Annotated in this window: 14 protein-coding genes and 1 other RNA gene; 13 read left to right on the forward strand and 2 right to left on the reverse strand. The window is 29.6% G+C overall.

Going from position 1 to position 18256, the window contains the following annotated elements; all coding sequences use genetic code 11:
* Positions 1 to 431 precede the first annotated feature (431 nt).
* The 8 genes from HMPREF1983_RS02365 to HMPREF1983_RS02395 all read left to right on the forward strand — a co-directional run bounded on the left by HMPREF1983_RS02365 (position 432) and on the right by HMPREF1983_RS02395 (position 8224).
* Positions 432 to 1742 (forward strand): YeeE/YedE family protein, encoded by a 1311-nt coding sequence (locus HMPREF1983_RS02365; protein ID WP_021752688.1) that lies wholly within the window; start codon positions 432 to 434, stop codon positions 1740 to 1742.
* 28 nt (positions 1743 to 1770) lie between these two features.
* The gene (locus HMPREF1983_RS02370) at positions 1771 to 3474 is read left to right on the forward strand and encodes an FAD-dependent oxidoreductase (protein ID WP_040460851.1); all 1704 of its coding nucleotides are present in this window, start codon (positions 1771 to 1773) and stop codon (positions 3472 to 3474) included.
* Positions 3475 to 3677: 203 nt separating this feature from the next.
* A complete protein-coding gene (locus HMPREF1983_RS02375) occupies positions 3678 to 5000 on the forward strand; it encodes an APC family permease (protein ID WP_021752690.1) in 1323 nt (440 codons plus the stop codon).
* A 209-nt stretch (positions 5001 to 5209) separates the two neighbouring features.
* Positions 5210 to 5830, forward strand: a complete 621-nt coding sequence (gene gmk, locus HMPREF1983_RS02380) for a guanylate kinase (RefSeq protein ID WP_021752691.1) — start codon at positions 5210 to 5212, stop codon at positions 5828 to 5830.
* Positions 5831 to 5839: 9 nt separating this feature from the next.
* Positions 5840 to 6037: a DNA-directed RNA polymerase subunit omega gene (gene rpoZ / locus HMPREF1983_RS02385; protein ID WP_021752692.1), complete on the forward strand. Its 198-nt coding sequence runs from the start codon at positions 5840 to 5842 to the stop codon at positions 6035 to 6037.
* A gap of 26 nt (positions 6038 to 6063) precedes the next feature.
* An RNA gene (gene rnpB, locus HMPREF1983_RS07670) (RNase P RNA component class B) lies at positions 6064 to 6454 on the forward strand.
* Between the two features lie 57 nt (positions 6455 to 6511).
* A complete protein-coding gene (locus tag HMPREF1983_RS02390; RefSeq protein WP_021752693.1) occupies positions 6512 to 7639 on the forward strand; it encodes a THUMP domain-containing class I SAM-dependent RNA methyltransferase in 1128 nt (375 codons plus the stop codon).
* A gap of 81 nt (positions 7640 to 7720) precedes the next feature.
* Positions 7721 to 8224 (forward strand): RrF2 family transcriptional regulator, encoded by a 504-nt coding sequence (locus HMPREF1983_RS02395; RefSeq protein WP_021752694.1) that lies wholly within the window; start codon positions 7721 to 7723, stop codon positions 8222 to 8224.
* A 59-nt stretch (positions 8225 to 8283) separates the two neighbouring features.
* Here the strand turns inward: HMPREF1983_RS02395 and HMPREF1983_RS02400 are convergent, their stop codons facing one another.
* On the reverse strand, positions 8284 to 9684 hold the full coding sequence (locus HMPREF1983_RS02400; RefSeq protein ID WP_021752695.1) for a cation:dicarboxylate symporter family transporter: 1401 nt from the start codon (positions 9682 to 9684) through the stop codon (positions 8284 to 8286).
* Between the two features lie 401 nt (positions 9685 to 10085).
* Between HMPREF1983_RS02400 and HMPREF1983_RS02405 the strand changes: the two genes are divergently transcribed.
* The 5 genes from HMPREF1983_RS02405 to HMPREF1983_RS07675 all read left to right on the forward strand — a co-directional run bounded on the left by HMPREF1983_RS02405 (position 10086) and on the right by HMPREF1983_RS07675 (position 16186).
* Entirely contained in the window at positions 10086 to 11321 is a 1236-nt protein-coding gene (locus HMPREF1983_RS02405) for a lipid II:glycine glycyltransferase FemX (protein ID WP_021752696.1), read from the forward strand.
* 13 nt (positions 11322 to 11334) lie between these two features.
* Positions 11335 to 11778 carry a flavodoxin gene (locus HMPREF1983_RS02410; protein WP_021752697.1) on the forward strand — a complete coding sequence of 148 codons (444 nt, stop codon included), beginning with the start codon at positions 11335 to 11337 and terminating at the stop codon, positions 11776 to 11778.
* A gap of 269 nt (positions 11779 to 12047) precedes the next feature.
* Positions 12048 to 13934 carry a tRNA uridine-5-carboxymethylaminomethyl(34) synthesis enzyme MnmG gene (gene mnmG, locus HMPREF1983_RS02415; RefSeq protein WP_021752698.1) on the forward strand — a complete coding sequence of 629 codons (1887 nt, stop codon included), beginning with the start codon at positions 12048 to 12050 and terminating at the stop codon, positions 13932 to 13934.
* Positions 13927 to 14640, forward strand: a complete 714-nt coding sequence (gene rsmG / locus HMPREF1983_RS02420) for a 16S rRNA (guanine(527)-N(7))-methyltransferase RsmG (RefSeq protein ID WP_021752699.1) — start codon at positions 13927 to 13929, stop codon at positions 14638 to 14640. Before mnmG ends, rsmG begins: the two co-directional genes overlap by 8 nt.
* A gap of 235 nt (positions 14641 to 14875) precedes the next feature.
* Positions 14876 to 16186: an isochorismatase family protein gene (locus HMPREF1983_RS07675; RefSeq protein WP_021752700.1), complete on the forward strand. Its 1311-nt coding sequence runs from the start codon at positions 14876 to 14878 to the stop codon at positions 16184 to 16186.
* A gap of 346 nt (positions 16187 to 16532) precedes the next feature.
* Here HMPREF1983_RS07675 and HMPREF1983_RS02435 read toward each other — a convergent pair whose 3' ends face one another.
* On the reverse strand, positions 16533 to 18188 hold the full coding sequence (locus HMPREF1983_RS02435; protein ID WP_021752701.1) for an Rqc2 family fibronectin-binding protein: 1656 nt from the start codon (positions 18186 to 18188) through the stop codon (positions 16533 to 16535).
* Positions 18189 to 18256 lie beyond the last annotated feature (68 nt).

Here is an 18256-nt window from a genome sequence, read left to right on the forward strand (position 1 = left end):
AAAATATAATTTTTATTTATTTGTATAAATCATTTCAAAGAGAAATATATTATTATAAAAGATAAAAAATAATTATTTAAAGTAATATTATTATGAGTAAAGGAGGTATTTTCGGAATACAAAGATCATTACCTATAAGTTATATAATTTTTTTACCGTGTGCTGTAATATTTAACTTAGGATAGTACGATAATCTAAGCTATGACATCGGTTTAACGGAAAATTTATGACATTTGTTTTATAAATTTTGTTGTTTATTTATAGGTTTAGGTTCTAAATGGCTGTATAAAGCTATACAATGCGTATAAATAATTGTTTTTTAATTTAGATAAATTAGGATTGTTGAATAATAATTTTAAGTAATTTAGAAATTATAATTTTTTAAAGGAGAGTAGAGGTTTAGCGAAATGTAAAATTAAAGGAGATAAGGTATGAATACAGAAGAATTCGCAAAAAAATTTAATAAAATTCAACCAATAATAGGATGTATAGTAATATTATTTTTAGTTTGGTTTTCATTTAAGTTGCACGTACCAAAATTAATATTTGGATTATTAATCGGTTTAGGATTTGGTTATACTTTAACAAGATCAAGATTTGGTTTTGCAGGGGGAATAAAGCGAATATACGTTAGAGGAGAAGGTAGTCTGACAAAAGCTTTATTAATAACCTTTGCAGCTGTAACTTTAATCTATGGAGCAATACAATGGACAGCGAGTACCAAAGGGGCGATTCCGGCATTTTTAGCAAAAAATGGTGAAGCTATAATTCCGGGAACACAAAATGTTTTTATGACAAACATAGGAACTGTGTTAGGTGGTTTCTTATTTGGGATAGGAATGATAATTGCCGGTGGTTGTGCTTCGGGAACACTTGCTGACTTTGGTGAAGGAGAAGGGCATGCTATGATTGCTTTTCCATTGTTTATTCTAGGGACTATACCGGGACATTATTTACGTGAAGTTATTGATAGAAATCCTATAGGAAAAGTTAGGGTAAGAATACATTTTCCTCAATATGTAGGTTATCTTGGTGCAATAATTTTAACATTTGTAGGTTTATTATTTTTGTATATTTTAACAAAGGCCTATGAAAATAAAAGAAAAAAAGAGGGAACTTATTTAGATCCGAAGTCTGACTATGAAGACTTTGAGAAAGAATTAAAAGATAACTTAGATGTTAGTCCATGGGGTTCTGCATTATATCATAAGGTGTTCGTAGAAAGATGGAGTTTTAAAACAGGAGCATTAATTCTTAGTATTATTTCCGGATGTTATATAATTTTTACTAATAAGGCATGGGGAGTAACATCAGCGTTTACTCACATAGCGGTATGGTTTTTAGGATTATTTGGAGTACATTTTGATGATAAGGCATTTGATTCTGTATATAAAGCAATATCGAATGGAATATTGGCAGATGCAGGCGTGCTTTTGGATATTGGGATTGTTGTAGGATCATTTTTAGCGTTTCTCATGGCAGGAAGATTTAAGTTGAATTTAAAATTCAACTCAAAAAATGCATTTTTATTTGGACTTGGTGGCTTACTTATGGGCTTCGGTTCTCGTTTAGCGAAAGGTTGTAATATTGGTGCGTTATATTCTTCATTACCTAATTTTTCAATTTCAGGTTGGGTATTCTTAGTGGCAATTTCACTGGGAGCGGTAGTAGGATTAAAATTATTTAAGGGAAGTTCATGTTTGATACCACCAAGACATAGAGATGTCAGAGATTTTAAATAAAAAATATATTATGAGGAGGACTCAAATTATGAGCAAAAAATATTTAGTAGTAGGTGGAGTAGCTGGGGGAATGTCTGCAGCTGCACGTTTAAGAAGGTTAGATCCATATGCGGATATTCAAGTATTTGAAAAAGGACCGCACGTAAGTTTTTCAAATTGTTGTTTGCCATTTCATCTGTCAGGAGTAGTGCCGGAAGCTGACAACTTGATTTTAATGACACCGGAATTACTAAAAAAACAATATAACTTGGATGTAAAAGTTTTACATGAAGTAATTAAAATTAATAAAGAAGAAAAGACGATTCTTATTAGAAAAGTAGACACCGGTGAAGAATATGAAGAAAGTTACGATAAATTAATTTTATCTCCGGGAGCAAGAGCCATTCGCCCAAGTTCAATTAAAGGGGTAGATAGAGATAATGTATTTACAGTAAAAAATGTTGTAGACATTGATAGACTAAAAAAATATATTGATAACAATTCTATAGAAGATGTTGCTGTTATTGGTGGTGGATTTATAGGATTAGAGGTAATGGAAAGTCTAAGAGAAGCCGGAAAAAATGTTGTGTTGGTAGAGGGAACTGATCAAATATTAGCACCTATGGATTATGATTTGGTTCAAGTTTTGAATAAAGAAATTTATGATAAAGGTGTTAAACTTTTATATAATGAAAAATTGGCAGAAGTAGCAGATGGTAAAATTGTTTTAGAGTCCGGAAAAGAAATAAAAGCAGGAGCAGTGGTTTTAGCAATAGGTGTTGTAGCGGAAGCAGGATTAGCTAAAGATGCAGGATTAAAATTTGGAGAAACGGGCGGTATTCTTGTAAATCATCATTACCAAACTACAGATTCGGATATTTATGCTGTAGGAGATGTAATAGAAACTACACACTTTATTACAAACAAAAAAGTTCGTCTAACGTTGGCAGGTCCGGCACAAAGACAAGCTCGTGCAGTAGCAGACCATATATACGGAAGAACATATAAAAATACAGGTGTAATAGGGTCGTCTGTAGTGAAAATATTTGATTATAATGCTGCAAGTACAGGACTTAATGAAAAAGATTGTAAAAAATTGGGTATTGATTATGATGTAGCTTATATTATACCGAAAGATAAAGTAGGTTTAATTCCATCAGCTAACCCTATTCACTTTAAACTTATTTTCCAAGTTCCAACAGGTCAAATATTAGGGGCACAATCAGTAGGTAAAGGTGCTGTAGATAAAAGGGTTGATGTTATAGCTGCAATGATTATGAATAGAGCTAATATAGAAGATTTAAAAGAATTAGAATTATGCTATTCACCATATTTTACTACAGCAAAAGATGCTACTAATATGGCAGCTCTGGTGGCTTGTAATTTGCTAAATGGTGAATATAAACAGGTTCGCACAAGTGAAGTAAGAAAATTAGTTGAAGAAGGAGCATATATAATAGATTCACGAGAAAGAGTGGAATATGAAGAAGGACACATAAAAGGTGCTGTTAATATACCGCTTAGTGAATTTAGAAAAAGATTAGATGAAATACCGAAAGATAGACCTGTATACGTGCATTGTTTATCATCGCAACGAAGTTACTATATGGTTCGAGAATTAAATCTAAGAGGATACAAAAATGTGATAAATATTTCGGGTTCATTTTTAGGTATATCACTATATGAATATTTTACAGATATAACAACAGGAAGAGAACCTATTGTTACAAATTATAGATTTAATTTACTGTAGCTTAATATCTAATTATAAAACTAATCTAAAATTTAAAAAGTTTCATATAATTTTGAAATGTAAAATATTCTGACTTCTTTTAATATAGATAAGTTTTGTAAGTTTGGAAAATTATGGGAACGGTTGATAAAATCAATATTTTAAAAATCTTGATTATATCTCGTTCCCTATTTTAATAATAAATAATTAGCGTAGGAGGTCTTATGGTAAAAAAACTGGGGCGTTTTGATGTTTTTTCTCTGGTAATAGGATCCATTATAGGATGGGGATCGTTTACATTACCGGGAAAGCAATTTTTAAGTAAATCCGGAATAATTAATACAACTATAGGTTTAGCTACAGGTGGTATTTTAGTGATGCTAATACAGGTAGCTTATCATAAAATGTTAGAAAAAAATATTGAAGAAGGCGGGGAATTTTCTTATGCTTTCAATGAGTTAGGGAAACTTCACGGTTTTATAGTGGGGTGGTCATTGAGTTTGTGCTATTTAAGTATGATTCCTTTAAATGCAAGTGCATACGTTCTTCTGTTTAGGGTGATTTTTGGAGAAAAATATAATTTTGGGTATTTATATTCTGTTGCAGGATATTCAGTTTACATAAGCGATATTTTATTAATATCATCAATAATTATTATTTTTGCATATATAAATATAAAAGGTCTTAGAGTAAGTTCAAAAGTACAAAACGTTATGAGTTTATGTCTAGTAAGTATTGTGTTTTTGTTACTAATTTTTGTAGGTCTTAAAAGTGATATGACAATTTTCAGAAGTAACTATATAGAAAATTATAAATTTTCATTGAAAGAAATTTCATCAGTTATTGCAATAGTTCCATTTTTATTTGTAGGTTTTGATGTAATTCCACAAGTAGCAAAAGAATTGAAATTTAAAGTACATAAAGCGACAATATTAGCATTAATATCTATAGTGTGTGGTGTCTTCATATATGCAGGGTTAAATCTTATAGCAGGATTTAGTTTTTCACCAACCGAGGCAGCAGCAACAAATTGGGCAGTAGCGGATTCTGTTATCAGTAAGTCGGGATATATAGGTTTTTCGTTTATGTTAGTAGCCTTATGGGCGGCGGTAACCGGTGGGATAAATGGCTTTATGATAGCCAGTAGCAAATTAATAGCATCATTGTCAAAAAAAGATATAATGGATAAAAAATACAGTAAAAAAAATAAAAATGATGTATATCCTTATGCCATCGTTTTTGTTTCAACTGTTAGTTTAATTGCCCCTTGGATAGGAAGAGAAGTTATATTATATATAGTAGATATGGCGAGTGTATTAGCGGCTGTAGCTTATGGATATGTTAGTTATATAAGTTTTAAATATGCTAATAAAAAAATTGAAAAAATTCTTTGTTTTATAGCTATAATTATTTCTATAAGTTTTATATTACTACTATTGCTTCCAATATCACCTGCAATGTTGGAAACACCTGCTTTAATATTTTTAATAATATGGCTTATTTTAGGTGTAATTATTTATAATAAGAAAAAGATAGTTAGTGAATAATCTAGCTATCTTCTTTACTATCACGTAATTAGTAATGAAGAAAATAAGTATTTTAAAATTTATGTATATTTATAAGAAATAACTGATAATTACACATAATTAATTTATTTATTACAAATATGTTAAACGTTAGACAGAAATGGTTTAAATTTAGATATTTTTGTGGTATTATAATAAAATAATAAATCATATTTAGAAGGATAGAAAAAATGGAGAAAGGATTATTAATTGTCTTATCGGGCCCATCTGGAGTAGGGAAAGGAACTGTTAGAAAACGAATTTTTGCCAGTAATGACGTTGATTTTGAATATTCAATATCAATGACATCAAGAGGTATGCGTCCTGGAGAAGTAGATGGTATTGATTACTTTTTTAAAACAAAAGAAGAATTCGAACGTTTAATTGGAGAGGGGGAACTGTTGGAATATGCACAATATGTGGATAATTACTATGGTACACCGGTAAAATATGTAAGGGAAACCATGGAAAAAGGCAAAGATATTTTCCTTGAAATTGAAGTGCAGGGAGCTGGACAAGTAAAAAGTAAAATTCCCGATGCACTATTTATTTTTTTGGCACCACCGAGTATAGCAGATTTAAAAGATAGATTAAAGGGTCGTGGTACAGAAAGTGATGAAGTTATAGAATCACGAGTAGCAAAAGCAAAGAAAGAAATAAATATGATGCACCTTTATGATTATGTGGTGGAAAATGATGAAGTTGACAAGGCGGTAGAGCGAATAAAGGCGATTATATTAAGCGAACATTTGAAAAGAGAACGTATTGAGATGAAATATCGTCGTGCTTTGTTAGAATTAGAAGAAATGTAGGAGAGAGTTATGTTATATCCAAAATTAGATGTTTTAAAAACAAAAGTAAATTCAAAATATATGTTAGTGTCATTAGCTAGCAAAAGAGCTAGAGAATTATTTGCAGAGCCGGAAAGTGAAAAATTGGATAATTATATTTCGCATAAAGAAGTAGGTAAAGCATTAGAAGAAATAGCAGAAGGAAAAATAACATTAACAGTAAAATAGTATTCATAGTAAATTAAAAAATATTTTTCTTTGAGTGATCGCAGCTATATTAGCTGAGGAAAGTCCATACTCGCACAAGCTGAGATGCTTGTAGTGTTCAACGCTAAACGAAACAATAAGTTTAGGTATTCTTTTTAGGAATAACGGCAGACAATATAACCTAAGTAATTATTATATTATATGGTTGTATATATCTTGAAAGTGCCACAGTGACGAAGTTTTTATAGAAATATAAAAAGTGGAACGAGGTAAACCCCTTGAGCGAGCAATTCAAATTTTGGTAGAAGCACTGATTTTGCAGAAATGAATGTAAAAATCGGAAATATAATTTATATTTAGACAGATGATCACAACTATTTTTACGAGAGTAAACTAGGCTCGCTATAGTAAGATAGATACAGAATATGGCTTATGATAAGAAAAATAACTAGTTGTTTTAAGGGCTCTTAGGAGCTCTTTTTTAAGGAGGAAGAAATGAAATATAATTTGGTGGCAACAACCCCGATGGGAATAGAAGCTATTGTGGCGAAAGAAGTTCAAGAATTAGGATATGATACAAAGGTAGAAAATGGAAGAGTTTATTATTCAGGAGATAAAAGAGCTATAGTAAAATCTAATTTATGGTTAAGATGTGCTGATAGGGTGAAAATCGTTGTAGCACAATTTCCTGCATATACATTTGAAGAATTATTTGAAAAAACCAAGGAAATTGAATGGGATAAATATTTGCCGGTAGATGCAAAATTTCCGGTTGATGGACGTAGTCATAAATCAACTTTATTTAGCGTATCGGATTGTCAATCAATTGTAAAAAAAGCAATTGTAGAAAAAATGAAAAAAAGTTATGGTATTACCGGTTGGTTAACGGAAACCGGTGCTCGCTATCGCTTGGAGATAATTATGTTGAATGATATAGCGACTATTTTGTTAGATACATCGGGAGATGGACTGCATAAACGCGGTTATAGAGCGAAACAAGGGACAGCCCCATTAAAAGAAACATTAGCGGCGGCTATGGTTAAATTAATGAATTGGAAAGGGGAAACACCGTTATATGATGTTTTCTGCGGGTCAGGAACGTTGTTAATAGAAGCGGCTATGCTTGCACAGAATATGGCTCCCGGTATAAATAGAAATTTTGATTTTGAAAAATGGCCGTGGATTCCTAAAGCGCTGGTTGATGAAGAGAGAAATAATGCAGAAGAAGCAATAGATTATGAAAAAGAATTGGAATTATATGGTTCAGACATAGATCCCAAAATGATAGCAACAGCTGAAAATAATGCGGAAGAAATTGGGTTGGCAGGCGTTATAAATTTTAAACAAATGTCAGTATATGATTTTGTTGTAAAAAAAGAAGTGGGTTGTGTTATTGCGAACCCTCCTTATGGTGAACGTCTAGGTGAAAAAAAAGAAGTAGAAGCAATGTATAAATATTTAGGAGAAGCATTAAAAGATAGACGTTATTGGTCTTTATATCTGCTTACATCCAATAAAATGTTTGAACATTTATATGGTAAGAAAGCTACAAAACGAAGAAAGTTATTTAATGGATCAATAGAGTGTACTTATTATCAGTATTGGGGAGAAAAAATTAGATAATATTTGACATTTTGGTTAATATAGAATAGAATTGTAGTAGATTAAATACAAATTTTTATGAAGGGAAAAAGGTAAAGTTTTATGCATTTGACAAAGAGTACAGAGCAAGCCATTTGTATAATGGTTATGTTATATACCCAAGACAAGCATGTTTTTCTTAATTCAAGGGAAATAAGTCATAGACTTAATATATCACCAACATATTTGAAAAAAATTATGAGGAGATTGGTTCTGCATGGATTGGTAAAAGCGAATACAGGAGTAGGTGGTGGTTATAAATATCGCAGCGGGAAAAGAATTTCTTTATATGATATTTATGTTGCCCTAAATGGTGATGTGGAAATTTTTGTTTTAAAAACAGATTATGTTTCTAAAATATTCGAAGGTGCTTTAGGTTTAGAAAAACGCTATGAAGAATATTTGAAAAAAGTAGATGCAATAAACAAATCAATAAAAGAAGCTCTTGAGGGTATTACTATAGAAAATGTTGTTAGTGATATTCTAGGGGAAAATTCAAAAGTAAAACTTGATTGGAATAATTGGGAAGAAGAATTCAAGCGAGTGAACGTTTATTTTAAAGGGTAATATAAAGATAATGAAAAAATCTCTTAAGTTGAAGATGCTTAAGAGATTTTTTGGTTTTTTTATTCCTTTATTTTTTCAAAACTATTAAAGGCTTTTTTATTAAAAAGTTTTAAATGCTTATCTACAATAATAGAATTGCTAATTCTACCACTAACATTAAGGCAAGTACGCCCCATATCTAAGATAGGATCGACAGCCAAAATAGGATTAATTTGGTTGAATAATGCGCCAAATCCAACCCCATTAACACTGACACTGGCAGCTGTGATTGCAGTACCGGGAACACCGGCGATACCGACAGATCCTAGTGTTACAACAATGATTGTCATAATGAATAAAGTAGCGTCAATAGTAATACCATTAGCATTAGCTAAGAATACTATCAGCATTGTTGGATAAATACCGGCACAACCTTGCATTCCTGCTGTTGATGAGAATGAGGCAACAAAATTTGCCGTTGATTGATTAACCCCCATGTTTTTAGTAAGGGTACTAATTGTTAAGGGGAGAGTACCGGCACTGGAACGAGATGTAAATGCAAGTAAAAGAGGTTTGCTTGCTTTTTTGAAATATGTTATTGGTGAGACTCCATGTAGTACAAGAACAAATGCTTGAATAATAAATTGGATCACTACCGCTACATATAGTAAAACTATGAATAATAAAACATCTTTGATAGATTTTAGTCCACGTTGTGCAATGGTGTTGGCAAGTAGAGGTATAACTGCGTAAGGTAACAATCTTATAACAATAACAGTCATTCGAGATACTATTGCATGAAGATTGGCAATATAGTCAACAAAAGTACTAACCTTTGCCTCGTTTTTATTTTGAATATAACGTGCAGCGATACCGATAAACATCGCAAAGATAACAATGCCTATTACGTTAAAATCTGTCATTGCTTTGATAGGATTAGATGGTATTAATTCTCTAATAATAGTAACTACATCTTTGACCGTTTTAATTTTACTATCTCCACTGCCAAGTGCTATAGAACTACTACCAAGTTTGAAAATGGTAGAAATTACAAAACCGACGATAGAACTGATAGCAACCATACCCAAAGTAACAATAAGAGTAAGCCTTGTTAATTTTTTAACATCTGTGTTTGCGTTGATATTAACAATAACGTTAATAATTGACACTAATACCAGTGGAATAATCAGCATTTTAATTAAATCAATAAAACCGTTTCCAAATAGTAAGTACCATTTGGTAGTTTCAGCAACATATTTTATTTTAATTGGATCATCACTAAAACCGGAATATGCTTGGATAACAATTCCCAAAATAAGTCCTATGGCTGTTGATAATAATGTTCTTTTAGAAGAACTAACTCTCTTTTTAGCAAGATAGTACATAAAGTAAAATAATGCAAAAAGTATAAGTAAAAATAATAGTGTTTCTTTTGTAGAAATCATTAGAAATTTCTCAAAAAATGTAAATTTATTTCCCATTGTTTATCCTCCTGTTGAGCTGTAGCTCATAAATGTTATAAAATTTTTATTATTGAATTTTACAACATCTACAGATACGATGGGAACGAGTAAACCCATTCTTCATAACTTTTACCTCCATTTTCTAAAATGATACATACTATTAAACTACACATTTTATCAAATTGCAATTTTTTTGCACTAGGTTTTAAACTTATAATAAAGTAATTGAAATTATGTAAATATAATTATTTGATTTAGTTGTCTATAAAACATAGTAAAATTAGTTTAGTAACAACAACAATATTTATTTTAGGATTTAATTTTTATTATAATAATATTATTGGAAGTTATTATTTTTTTTGATATAATAAACTATAAAGTAGTTTGTGGCATAATATATTGAGTTAGGAGAGTGTATAATGTTCGAAATAGATTTGGATATTGATAATAAAAAATTTGATAGTTTTGTAAAAGAACATTCAACAGGTGAATTATTACAACTTGCTTCGTGGGGTGAGGTAAAATCTGCTAATGAATGGTACTTTGAAAAAATAGCGATAAAAAACAATAATAAAGTAGTGGCTAGTTGTTTAGTATTATTTAGACGATTAGGTTTAGGAAAATATACTATTGCTTATATACCTAAAGGATACACAGGTGATAATAAAAATAGTGAATTAAATATAAAAATTATTAATGAAATCAAAAAATTATGTAAAAAACATCATGCTATTTTAATTGACTTTGAAACAAACGTATTACGTAATAGTTCTAACATCTTAGTAGATGATTTAAGAAGTCAAGGTTTTAAAATTCGCGGTCATGAGGAAAAAGATTTTCCATATCAAACCCAATATGACATGGTTGTATATTTTAAAGATTTAGAAACTGACACAAGAGAATACTTAAATAAAAAAACTGAAAGATTATTAAGAGTAGCAGAAAAAGCAGAATTAAAAATAGAGAATGTAGGATTGGAAAAGGTTGATATATTTACTCGGTTGTCTGATGAAACAAGTGAAAGAAATGGTATTTCATTACGCAACAATGATTATTACAAAAATATAATAGAATTTTTCAAAAGAGATAATAATGTAGATTTTTATTTAATAAGTTTAGACGCAAATACATTCAAAAATAATATAGAGAACAATATAAAATTATTGGAAAAAGAGATATCCGGTCTGCAAAAAAAAGTGAATAGATCGTCTGATGAAAAGAAAAAAGAAGTTTGGGAAACAACAATAACTGAAATAAGAAATAAAATTAATAGTTTAAATAAGGATATTGAAGAAATTTTAAAATATAAATCAGATACTATTTATCTTTCGGGGTGTTTAGTTCTTTATTGTGGTAAAAAATCATATTATTTATATGCGGCTTCTTCGAATAAATTCAGATATTTACAGCCGAATATTTACATGAACTATAAAGCTATGGAAAATGCTCGCAAACGTGGATGTATATCATATAATCTTGGTGGGGTAAAAAGTATAAATGATAACCTTTATACTTTTAAAAAATCATTAGGTGGTGAGTGTGTTGAATATGAAGGTGTGTTTACCTATGTAGTGAATAGACCGATTTATATTTTATTTGAAACGGCATTAAAAATTAGAAAAAAATTAATAAAAATAAAAAACAAAAGAAAATAAAGGAGTTTAATTTATGAATATTAAATTAGTGTATGCCAGTCTGACAGGAAATACGGAGATGTTATCAGACTTAATAATAGAAAAATTTGAAGAAAAAGGGTTAGAAGTTGAGAAATTATTTATAGAAGATATGGAAGATTTTGATTTTCTGGACGATGCAGATGCATTTATAGTTGCAACATATACATATGGTGAAGGTGAACTTCCGGACGAAATGGAAGAATTTTTTGAAGCGATTGGTGAGAAAGATTATTCCGGGAAAATTTACGGTGTAATTGGTACAGGAGATACAATTTATGAACAATATTGTGTTTGTGTAGATCAGTTTGACGAACAAATAGAGAAAACCGGTGCAACTAACCCTACAGAAAATTTAAAAATTGAAATTGAGGCGGATACTGATGAAGACTTTGAAAATATAGAGAAATTTATTGAAGATTTCTCAGCAGCTTTGTAGTATTGTGATAATTAATATAATTTAGCTAAGAAAGGTTTCTTGGTTAAATTATATTTTTTTGATAAAAGGAATATAATTTTCATTTAGATAATCATTAAAGGTATATTTTAAACATACAACAAATGTATAGAAGAATTTGCAGTTATATATGTGTTTTATTAGTGTTTTTAGTGTTGTTGTGATAAGATAGTAAAGTAAAAATTTAGTAATCAATCAAAATTTTGGTCAAAGCATTATTTTGCAATTACGTTAAAATATATGGAGGTACTATGACTGAATTTTTAAAAGAATATGATGTGATTGTTATTGGTGGAGGACATGCGGGTATTGAAGCGGCACATGCCGCAAGTAGAAAAGGGGTTAGTACGTTAATGGTAACTATTAACCTTGATACAATCGGTTTTATGCCATGTAATCCAAGTGTTGGAGGCCCTGCAAAAGGTATTGTCGTAAGAGAAGTGGATGCTTTAGGTGGCGTAATGGGACGTATTGCTGATAAAACAAATATCCAAAGTAAAATGTTAAATACAGCTAAAGGACCGGCGGTAAGAGCATTACGTGTTCAATCAGATAAGGCACAATATCAATTGGAAATGAAACGCTTATTAGAAAACACACCAAATTTAGATATTGAACAGGCAATGGTTAAAGGACTAATAATAGAAAATAATAAAGTTATCGGATTAAAAACAATGTTAGGTACATGCTATAAAGCAAAAACTATAGTTATTACTACAGGAACATATTTACGAGGAGAAATTGTTGTCGGTGATATTAAATATTCATCAGGACCAAATCATCAGATGCCGTCTATTGATTTAGCTAAGCAATTAGAAGAACTGGGTTTTGAAATGGTGAGATTTAAAACCGGAACTCCACCACGTGTAAATGCAGATAGCATAGATTTTTCAAAAACAACAATTCAACCCGGTGACAATGTTAAGCATGCTTTTAGTTATGAAACAACAGAATTTGTTGAAGATCAAGTTCCATGTTGGTTAACTTATACTAATAGAATTACACATGAGATTATTGATAGAAATTTAGGCCGTTCAGCGATGTATTCAGGTGTGATAAAAGGAACAGGGCCGCGTTATTGCCCAAGTATTGAAGACAAGTATGTTCGCTTTAACGATAAAGAACGTCATCAACTATTTTTAGAACCTGAAGGTCGTAATACAAAAGAAATTTATGTTCAAGGTTTATCAACGTCATTACCTAATGATGTGCAACGTGATATGGTACGTTCAATTGCAGGATTGGAAAATGCCGTTCTTATGCGTAATGGTTATGCTATTGAATATGATGCTGTTGATCCTACTACATTATGGCCAACATTAGAAACAAAGTTAATCAATGGATTATTTACCGCAGGGCAAATAAACGGAACCAGTGGTTATGAAGAGGCAGCTGGTCAAGGTATAATAGCGGGTATTAATGCAGCGTGTAAAGTATTAGGAGAAGAACCGATGATATTAGGACGTGATGAGGCTTATATCGGAGTTTTAATTGATGATTTGGTGACTAAGGGAACAAATGAGCCATACAGATTACTTACTTCACGGGCAGAACATCGTTTATTATTGCGACATGACAATGCTGATATGCGGTTATCAGAAAAGGCTTATCAATATGGTTTGATAACTAAAGAGCGTTATGAAAAATTTGTTACGAAACGTAAAATGGTAGTTGCTGAAATAGAACGATTAAAAACTTTTAGAATAACACCAACGCAAGAAACGTTGTTAAAACTTAAAGAATTAAACAGTGCAGAAATACGTGATGGAATATTAGCACTTGATATGTTAAAACGTCCGGAGTTAAGTTATGTTGATATAATGTATTTAGCAAATCAAAAAGTTATATTATCACGAGAAGTTATAGAGCAAGTAGAAATAGAAGTTAAGTATGAAGGCTATATTAAAAAATCATTGCAACATGTAGAAAAATTAAAAAAAATGAATGAGATGAAAATACCAACTGATATTAATTATGATGAAGTGCCAAGTCTTGCACTAGAAGCAAGAGAAAAATTAAAAAAAGTGTTACCATTGACAATAGGGCAGGCATCCCGAATATCAGGGGTAAATCCGGCGGATATTTCAATATTACTAATATATTTGGAACAACGTAGGGGAGCAAGAAGTAATGAATAAAGAGCAATTTTTTAATAGACTGATTAATGAACATGGTATTAATTTAACTAATATTCAAAAAAATCAGTTTAATAAATATTATAAATTGGTGATTGAATGGAATAAAAAAATTAATTTAACTGCAATAACGGGTGAAGAAGAATTTTACACAAAGCATTTTTATGATTCAATTTCTCTAGCATTTTATAGAGATTATAACGACATAGAGAATATTTGTGATGTTGGTAGTGGAGCAGGATTTCCATCAATTCCGCTTAAAATTATATATCCACATTTAAAAGTGACAATAATTGACTCATTGAATAAACGAATAAAATTTTTAGAACTTTTAAAAGAAGAATTAAATTTAGAAAACTGTCACTTTATTCATGCGAGAGCAGAAGAGGCGGGACAAAATAAAAAATACCGGGAAAGTTTTGAGATTGTAACAGCACGTGCAGTGGCAAGACTTAATGTTTTGGCGGAGTTGTGTTTGCCTTTAGTAAAAACAGGTGGATACTTTCTCAGCTTAAAAGCACAAAAGGCAGATGAAGAAGTATCTGAAGCTATAAATACATTTAAGGTGCTTGGTGGAAAATTGGAAAAAGATATTAATTTTAAAATAGCAGGAGAAGAACGACATATTCTTGAAATAAGAAAGGTAAAAGAAACGCCGAATAAGTATCCTCGTAAAGCAGGAATTCCTAATAAGAAACCGTTAATGTAAAATAAATTGATTGTATAATTTATTTTAGTAATACGAGATAGTATATTTATCAATGATTATTAAGAAAATTCATATAATTTTATTATTTGTAAATTGAATTTTATTTTATACTAAATTAATCTTTAAAAATTATATAAATTGTTTTATATTTATAATAAAGGTTAAAATTTGCTGTAAAATTTCAAATATGGTATAATCTTAGTCATATAAAAAGAAAAAGGAGTATAGTTTATAAATGGAAATGCTATTTAAACTATTAGCAGAACACGTATACTTGATATTATTTATTTCATTAATATTAGAGTTTGCTGCCTTACCGCTTCCGGGAGAAACGATGATGTTATTTGCCGGGATAATGGCTTACGGCGGACATGCCAGTTATATTGGAATGATAATGGCTGGTGCATTAGGAACAGTAATTGGAATGCAGTTTTCCTACGAAATTGGAAGACGTCTTGGTACAAAAGCTGTAGATAAGTGCGGATCATATATAGGGTTGACTCCTTATCGAATGACAAAAGCTTCAGATTTTTTCAATAAATATGGTAATATTGTAATAATAATTGCATATTTTTTACCCGGAGTTCGTCATATAATGGGATATTTCTCTGGAATTTCAAGGGTAGATGGGAAAAAATTTCATACTTATTCAACAATTGGAGGAATATTTTGGGTAGTAGTGTTTATATCATTAGGATATGTGTTAGGCCCAAGTGCACACCATGCGTTCAGATTAATGCATAGATATGGATCTATGTTAATTATTATAGGTTTAATAGCGTTGTTTATTTATCTAATCTATAGAAAATTAGGGAAAAAAGATTTTAGCATATATTTTAAAAAAAGAACAAAATTTATAACGGTATTAGTAATAATATTTTTGACAATAATATCTTATTTTATTATTTTTAATTCACATAGACATCCTAAATTAATTATGTCGACTATTTTTTACAGTCTAGGAGCTTTGGCAATTATTACTTTTTTAGCGTACATAAGGGTTTGTTTGAAACATGATACCAGCGAAAAATTGTTGGTAGTTGTTGATTATCAAAAAGATTTTGTAGATGGTGCCTTAGGTTTTGAAACAGCAGAAAAATTAGATGAAATAATAGTTAAAAAAATAGAGGAGTATAAGAAATCAGGGCAAGATATTATTTTCACGAAAGATACTCACTATACAAACTATTTAACTACACGAGAAGGAAAACATCTTCCGATTGAACACTGCATTATAGATACTGATGGTCATGGATTATATGGAAAAGTAGCAAATTTTGAAAAAGATGCTAAAAAAGTATTTAATAAAACCACTTTTGGAAGTATTGACCTTGCAAATTATGTGTCACGTAGTGATTATAAAGAAGTAGAACTGTGTGGTTTGGTTTCTAATATTTGTGTTCTTAGTAATATAATAATGATTCAAAATTATAATGAAAAAGTAGAATTATTTGTAGATTTAAAAGCGACAAAAGGAATAGATGAGGATATCAATAGAACTTTTAAAAAATATCTTGAGCAATTAACAATAAATGTAATAGAATAAGTTAAGGGCTAGTCTAAAAGTAAAAAATTTTAGTGAAATTTACTTATCAGTAGTTAAAAGTAGTAGGTTATTGATTTGATAATAGTTTTTAAAGCGATTTATTTTCTAAAATCTAATAAACTGTATAAAAGCGACCTTACAAAATCGTAATTTCGTTGGAAATCGATTTTGTAAGGTCGCTATTCTTTTGTAAATTAATGAACTAATATTGAGAGATACACTGGGTAATATCGTGAATTTACTCTATAAATTTTCCTAATTCTAAGAAAAATAGGTTATTAGAACAAAACTAAAAAATTTTAAATAATCAGTTTAATTTTATAGCTTAGCTTGTAATAATAACTAATTATTTAGAGTTTATTAACTTATTAATTAACAATTTATCAATTTTAATTTTTAATGTTTTTTGTCCTGTATACCTTACAAATCCGGGTTTAGAACCGGAGATTTTTTTAACGTTTTTTATTAAAGTCATATCAACATCAATGTTTGTTTCATTTTTGAATTTAGAATAATAACCTGCTAAGTTGGCAGCTATATTGATAGTTTCTTCATCGGGATTGCTGGAAAAAATTACTACATGACTTCCAGGGATATCTTTGGCATGAAACCATAAGTAATTTGTGTGGGCTAATTTATTTGTTATAGTATCATTTTGAATATTATTTTTTCCAATATAAATTGTAATACCATTATTTTCAACGGTAAAATACTTTTGTTTATTTTTTTTCTTTTGTATTTGTTTTTCCCTCAAATAGCCACCACTAATAAGTTCTTCCTTAATTTCAACAAGTTCCGTCTTATCGGCATTTTCCGTTTGAAATTTTATAGTATCGAAATAGGTTATTTCTTCATTAGTGAGAGCAATTTGTTTTTCCAGATTTTCTATTGTTCTTATATTTTTTTTATATAGATTAAAATACTTTTCAGCATTTTGCTCAATGGATAGTGTTGTATCCAATTTAATATTAATATTTTCTAAATTTTCACTGTAAAAATTTTGAACAGTAACAATTTCAGGAACATTATTTTTAAATAAATAAATATTTGCAATTAAAAGTTGTCCTTTTAATTTGAAGTCGTCTTTATTCTTTGAGATATCCAACTCATTTTGTAAAATTTTTAATTTATTGTTAAGTCTGTTGAGTTTATTTTTTATGAAATCGAATAATTTTTTATCAGTGTTTTTATTGGTAGATTTCTTAACTAAGTCCATATAGTAAAAATCTAACAATTCTGATAATGTTTTAAAACTTGTTTCATTAGTATCGGTAATATCGAAGTAGTAAAAATCTTTCTTATTATTAATTATACTAGGTCTAAAGTCGGTATTAAAGGACTTACACAAGATTTTTAGACCGTTTAGCACATCATCCGGATATTTTTGTAAAATATAATTATTAAGTAAGGAAGAAACACCATAAAAGTTTTGAATGAGAAATTTTTTATTTTCATTTTTAGGGTTTAATTTTGTATAATTTTCAAAATCAAAAGGGTTTAATTTTTTATCGGTTGGAGGTAGGGTATATTTAATATTTGCTACAGTAGAACGTTTATATTCTAGGTTATAGCTGTTATTTAACGATTCGATAATTATGCCGTCTTCGCTAGTAAGGATAATATTAGAGTGTTTACCCATTAATTCCACTATCAAAATATAATGTTTTTCATAACCAAGTTCATCAAAGTTTTTAATTTTAATTTTTATAATTCTATCATTGCTAACTTGGATAATATCTGAAATTATTCCGTTTGTAAGATATTTTCTTAATACAGTGCAAAAATTAGATGGTGATAAAGGATTTTCATATTGAATATTAGTAAAATGAATACGTGAACTTGTTGAGTTTGCCGACAAAAATAATTTTAAATTTTTTCCTTTTCTAATGGAAAAAATAAATTCATCATTTGAGATATTATTAATTTTATTGATACGAGCTTGAATAAGATTTTGAGATAATTCATTAATTATTTTTCGTGTAAAAAAACCGTCGAATGCCATAATTTCTCCTTATAGTTATTTAAACTAGTGTGTAAAATTTATATATTACTTTACAAATATTTTAACAA

Origin of the sequence: Gemella bergeri ATCC 700627 (assembly GCF_000469465.1) — a bacterium.
GTDB lineage: Bacteria > Bacillota > Bacilli > Staphylococcales > Gemellaceae > Gemella > Gemella bergeri.

Excerpts from the sequence above, each read along its gene's own strand:
- HMPREF1983_RS02365 (WP_021752688.1), top strand. The coding sequence starts at position 432 with ATGAATACAGAAGAATTCGCAAAAAAATTTAATAAAATTCAACCAATA.
- rsmG (WP_021752699.1), top strand. The coding sequence starts at position 13,927 with ATGAATAAAGAGCAATTTTTTAATAGACTGATTAATGAACATGGTATT.
- HMPREF1983_RS02400 (WP_021752695.1), bottom strand. The coding sequence starts at position 9,684 with ATGGGAAATAAATTTACATTTTTTGAGAAATTTCTAATGATTTCTACA.
- HMPREF1983_RS02410 (WP_021752697.1), top strand. The coding sequence starts at position 11,335 with ATGAATATTAAATTAGTGTATGCCAGTCTGACAGGAAATACGGAGATG.
- HMPREF1983_RS02395 (WP_021752694.1), top strand. The coding sequence starts at position 7,721 with ATGCATTTGACAAAGAGTACAGAGCAAGCCATTTGTATAATGGTTATG.
- HMPREF1983_RS02370 (WP_040460851.1), top strand. The coding sequence starts at position 1,771 with ATGAGCAAAAAATATTTAGTAGTAGGTGGAGTAGCTGGGGGAATGTCT.
- HMPREF1983_RS02375 (WP_021752690.1), top strand. The coding sequence starts at position 3,678 with ATGGTAAAAAAACTGGGGCGTTTTGATGTTTTTTCTCTGGTAATAGGA.
- HMPREF1983_RS02435 (WP_021752701.1), bottom strand. The coding sequence starts at position 18,188 with ATGGCATTCGACGGTTTTTTTACACGAAAAATAATTAATGAATTATCT.
- gmk (WP_021752691.1), top strand. The coding sequence starts at position 5,210 with ATGGAGAAAGGATTATTAATTGTCTTATCGGGCCCATCTGGAGTAGGG.
- mnmG (WP_021752698.1), top strand. The coding sequence starts at position 12,048 with ATGACTGAATTTTTAAAAGAATATGATGTGATTGTTATTGGTGGAGGA.
- HMPREF1983_RS02390 (WP_021752693.1), top strand. The coding sequence starts at position 6,512 with ATGAAATATAATTTGGTGGCAACAACCCCGATGGGAATAGAAGCTATT.
- rpoZ (WP_021752692.1), top strand. The coding sequence starts at position 5,840 with ATGTTATATCCAAAATTAGATGTTTTAAAAACAAAAGTAAATTCAAAA.
- HMPREF1983_RS02405 (WP_021752696.1), top strand. The coding sequence starts at position 10,086 with ATGTTCGAAATAGATTTGGATATTGATAATAAAAAATTTGATAGTTTT.
- HMPREF1983_RS07675 (WP_021752700.1), top strand. The coding sequence starts at position 14,876 with ATGGAAATGCTATTTAAACTATTAGCAGAACACGTATACTTGATATTA.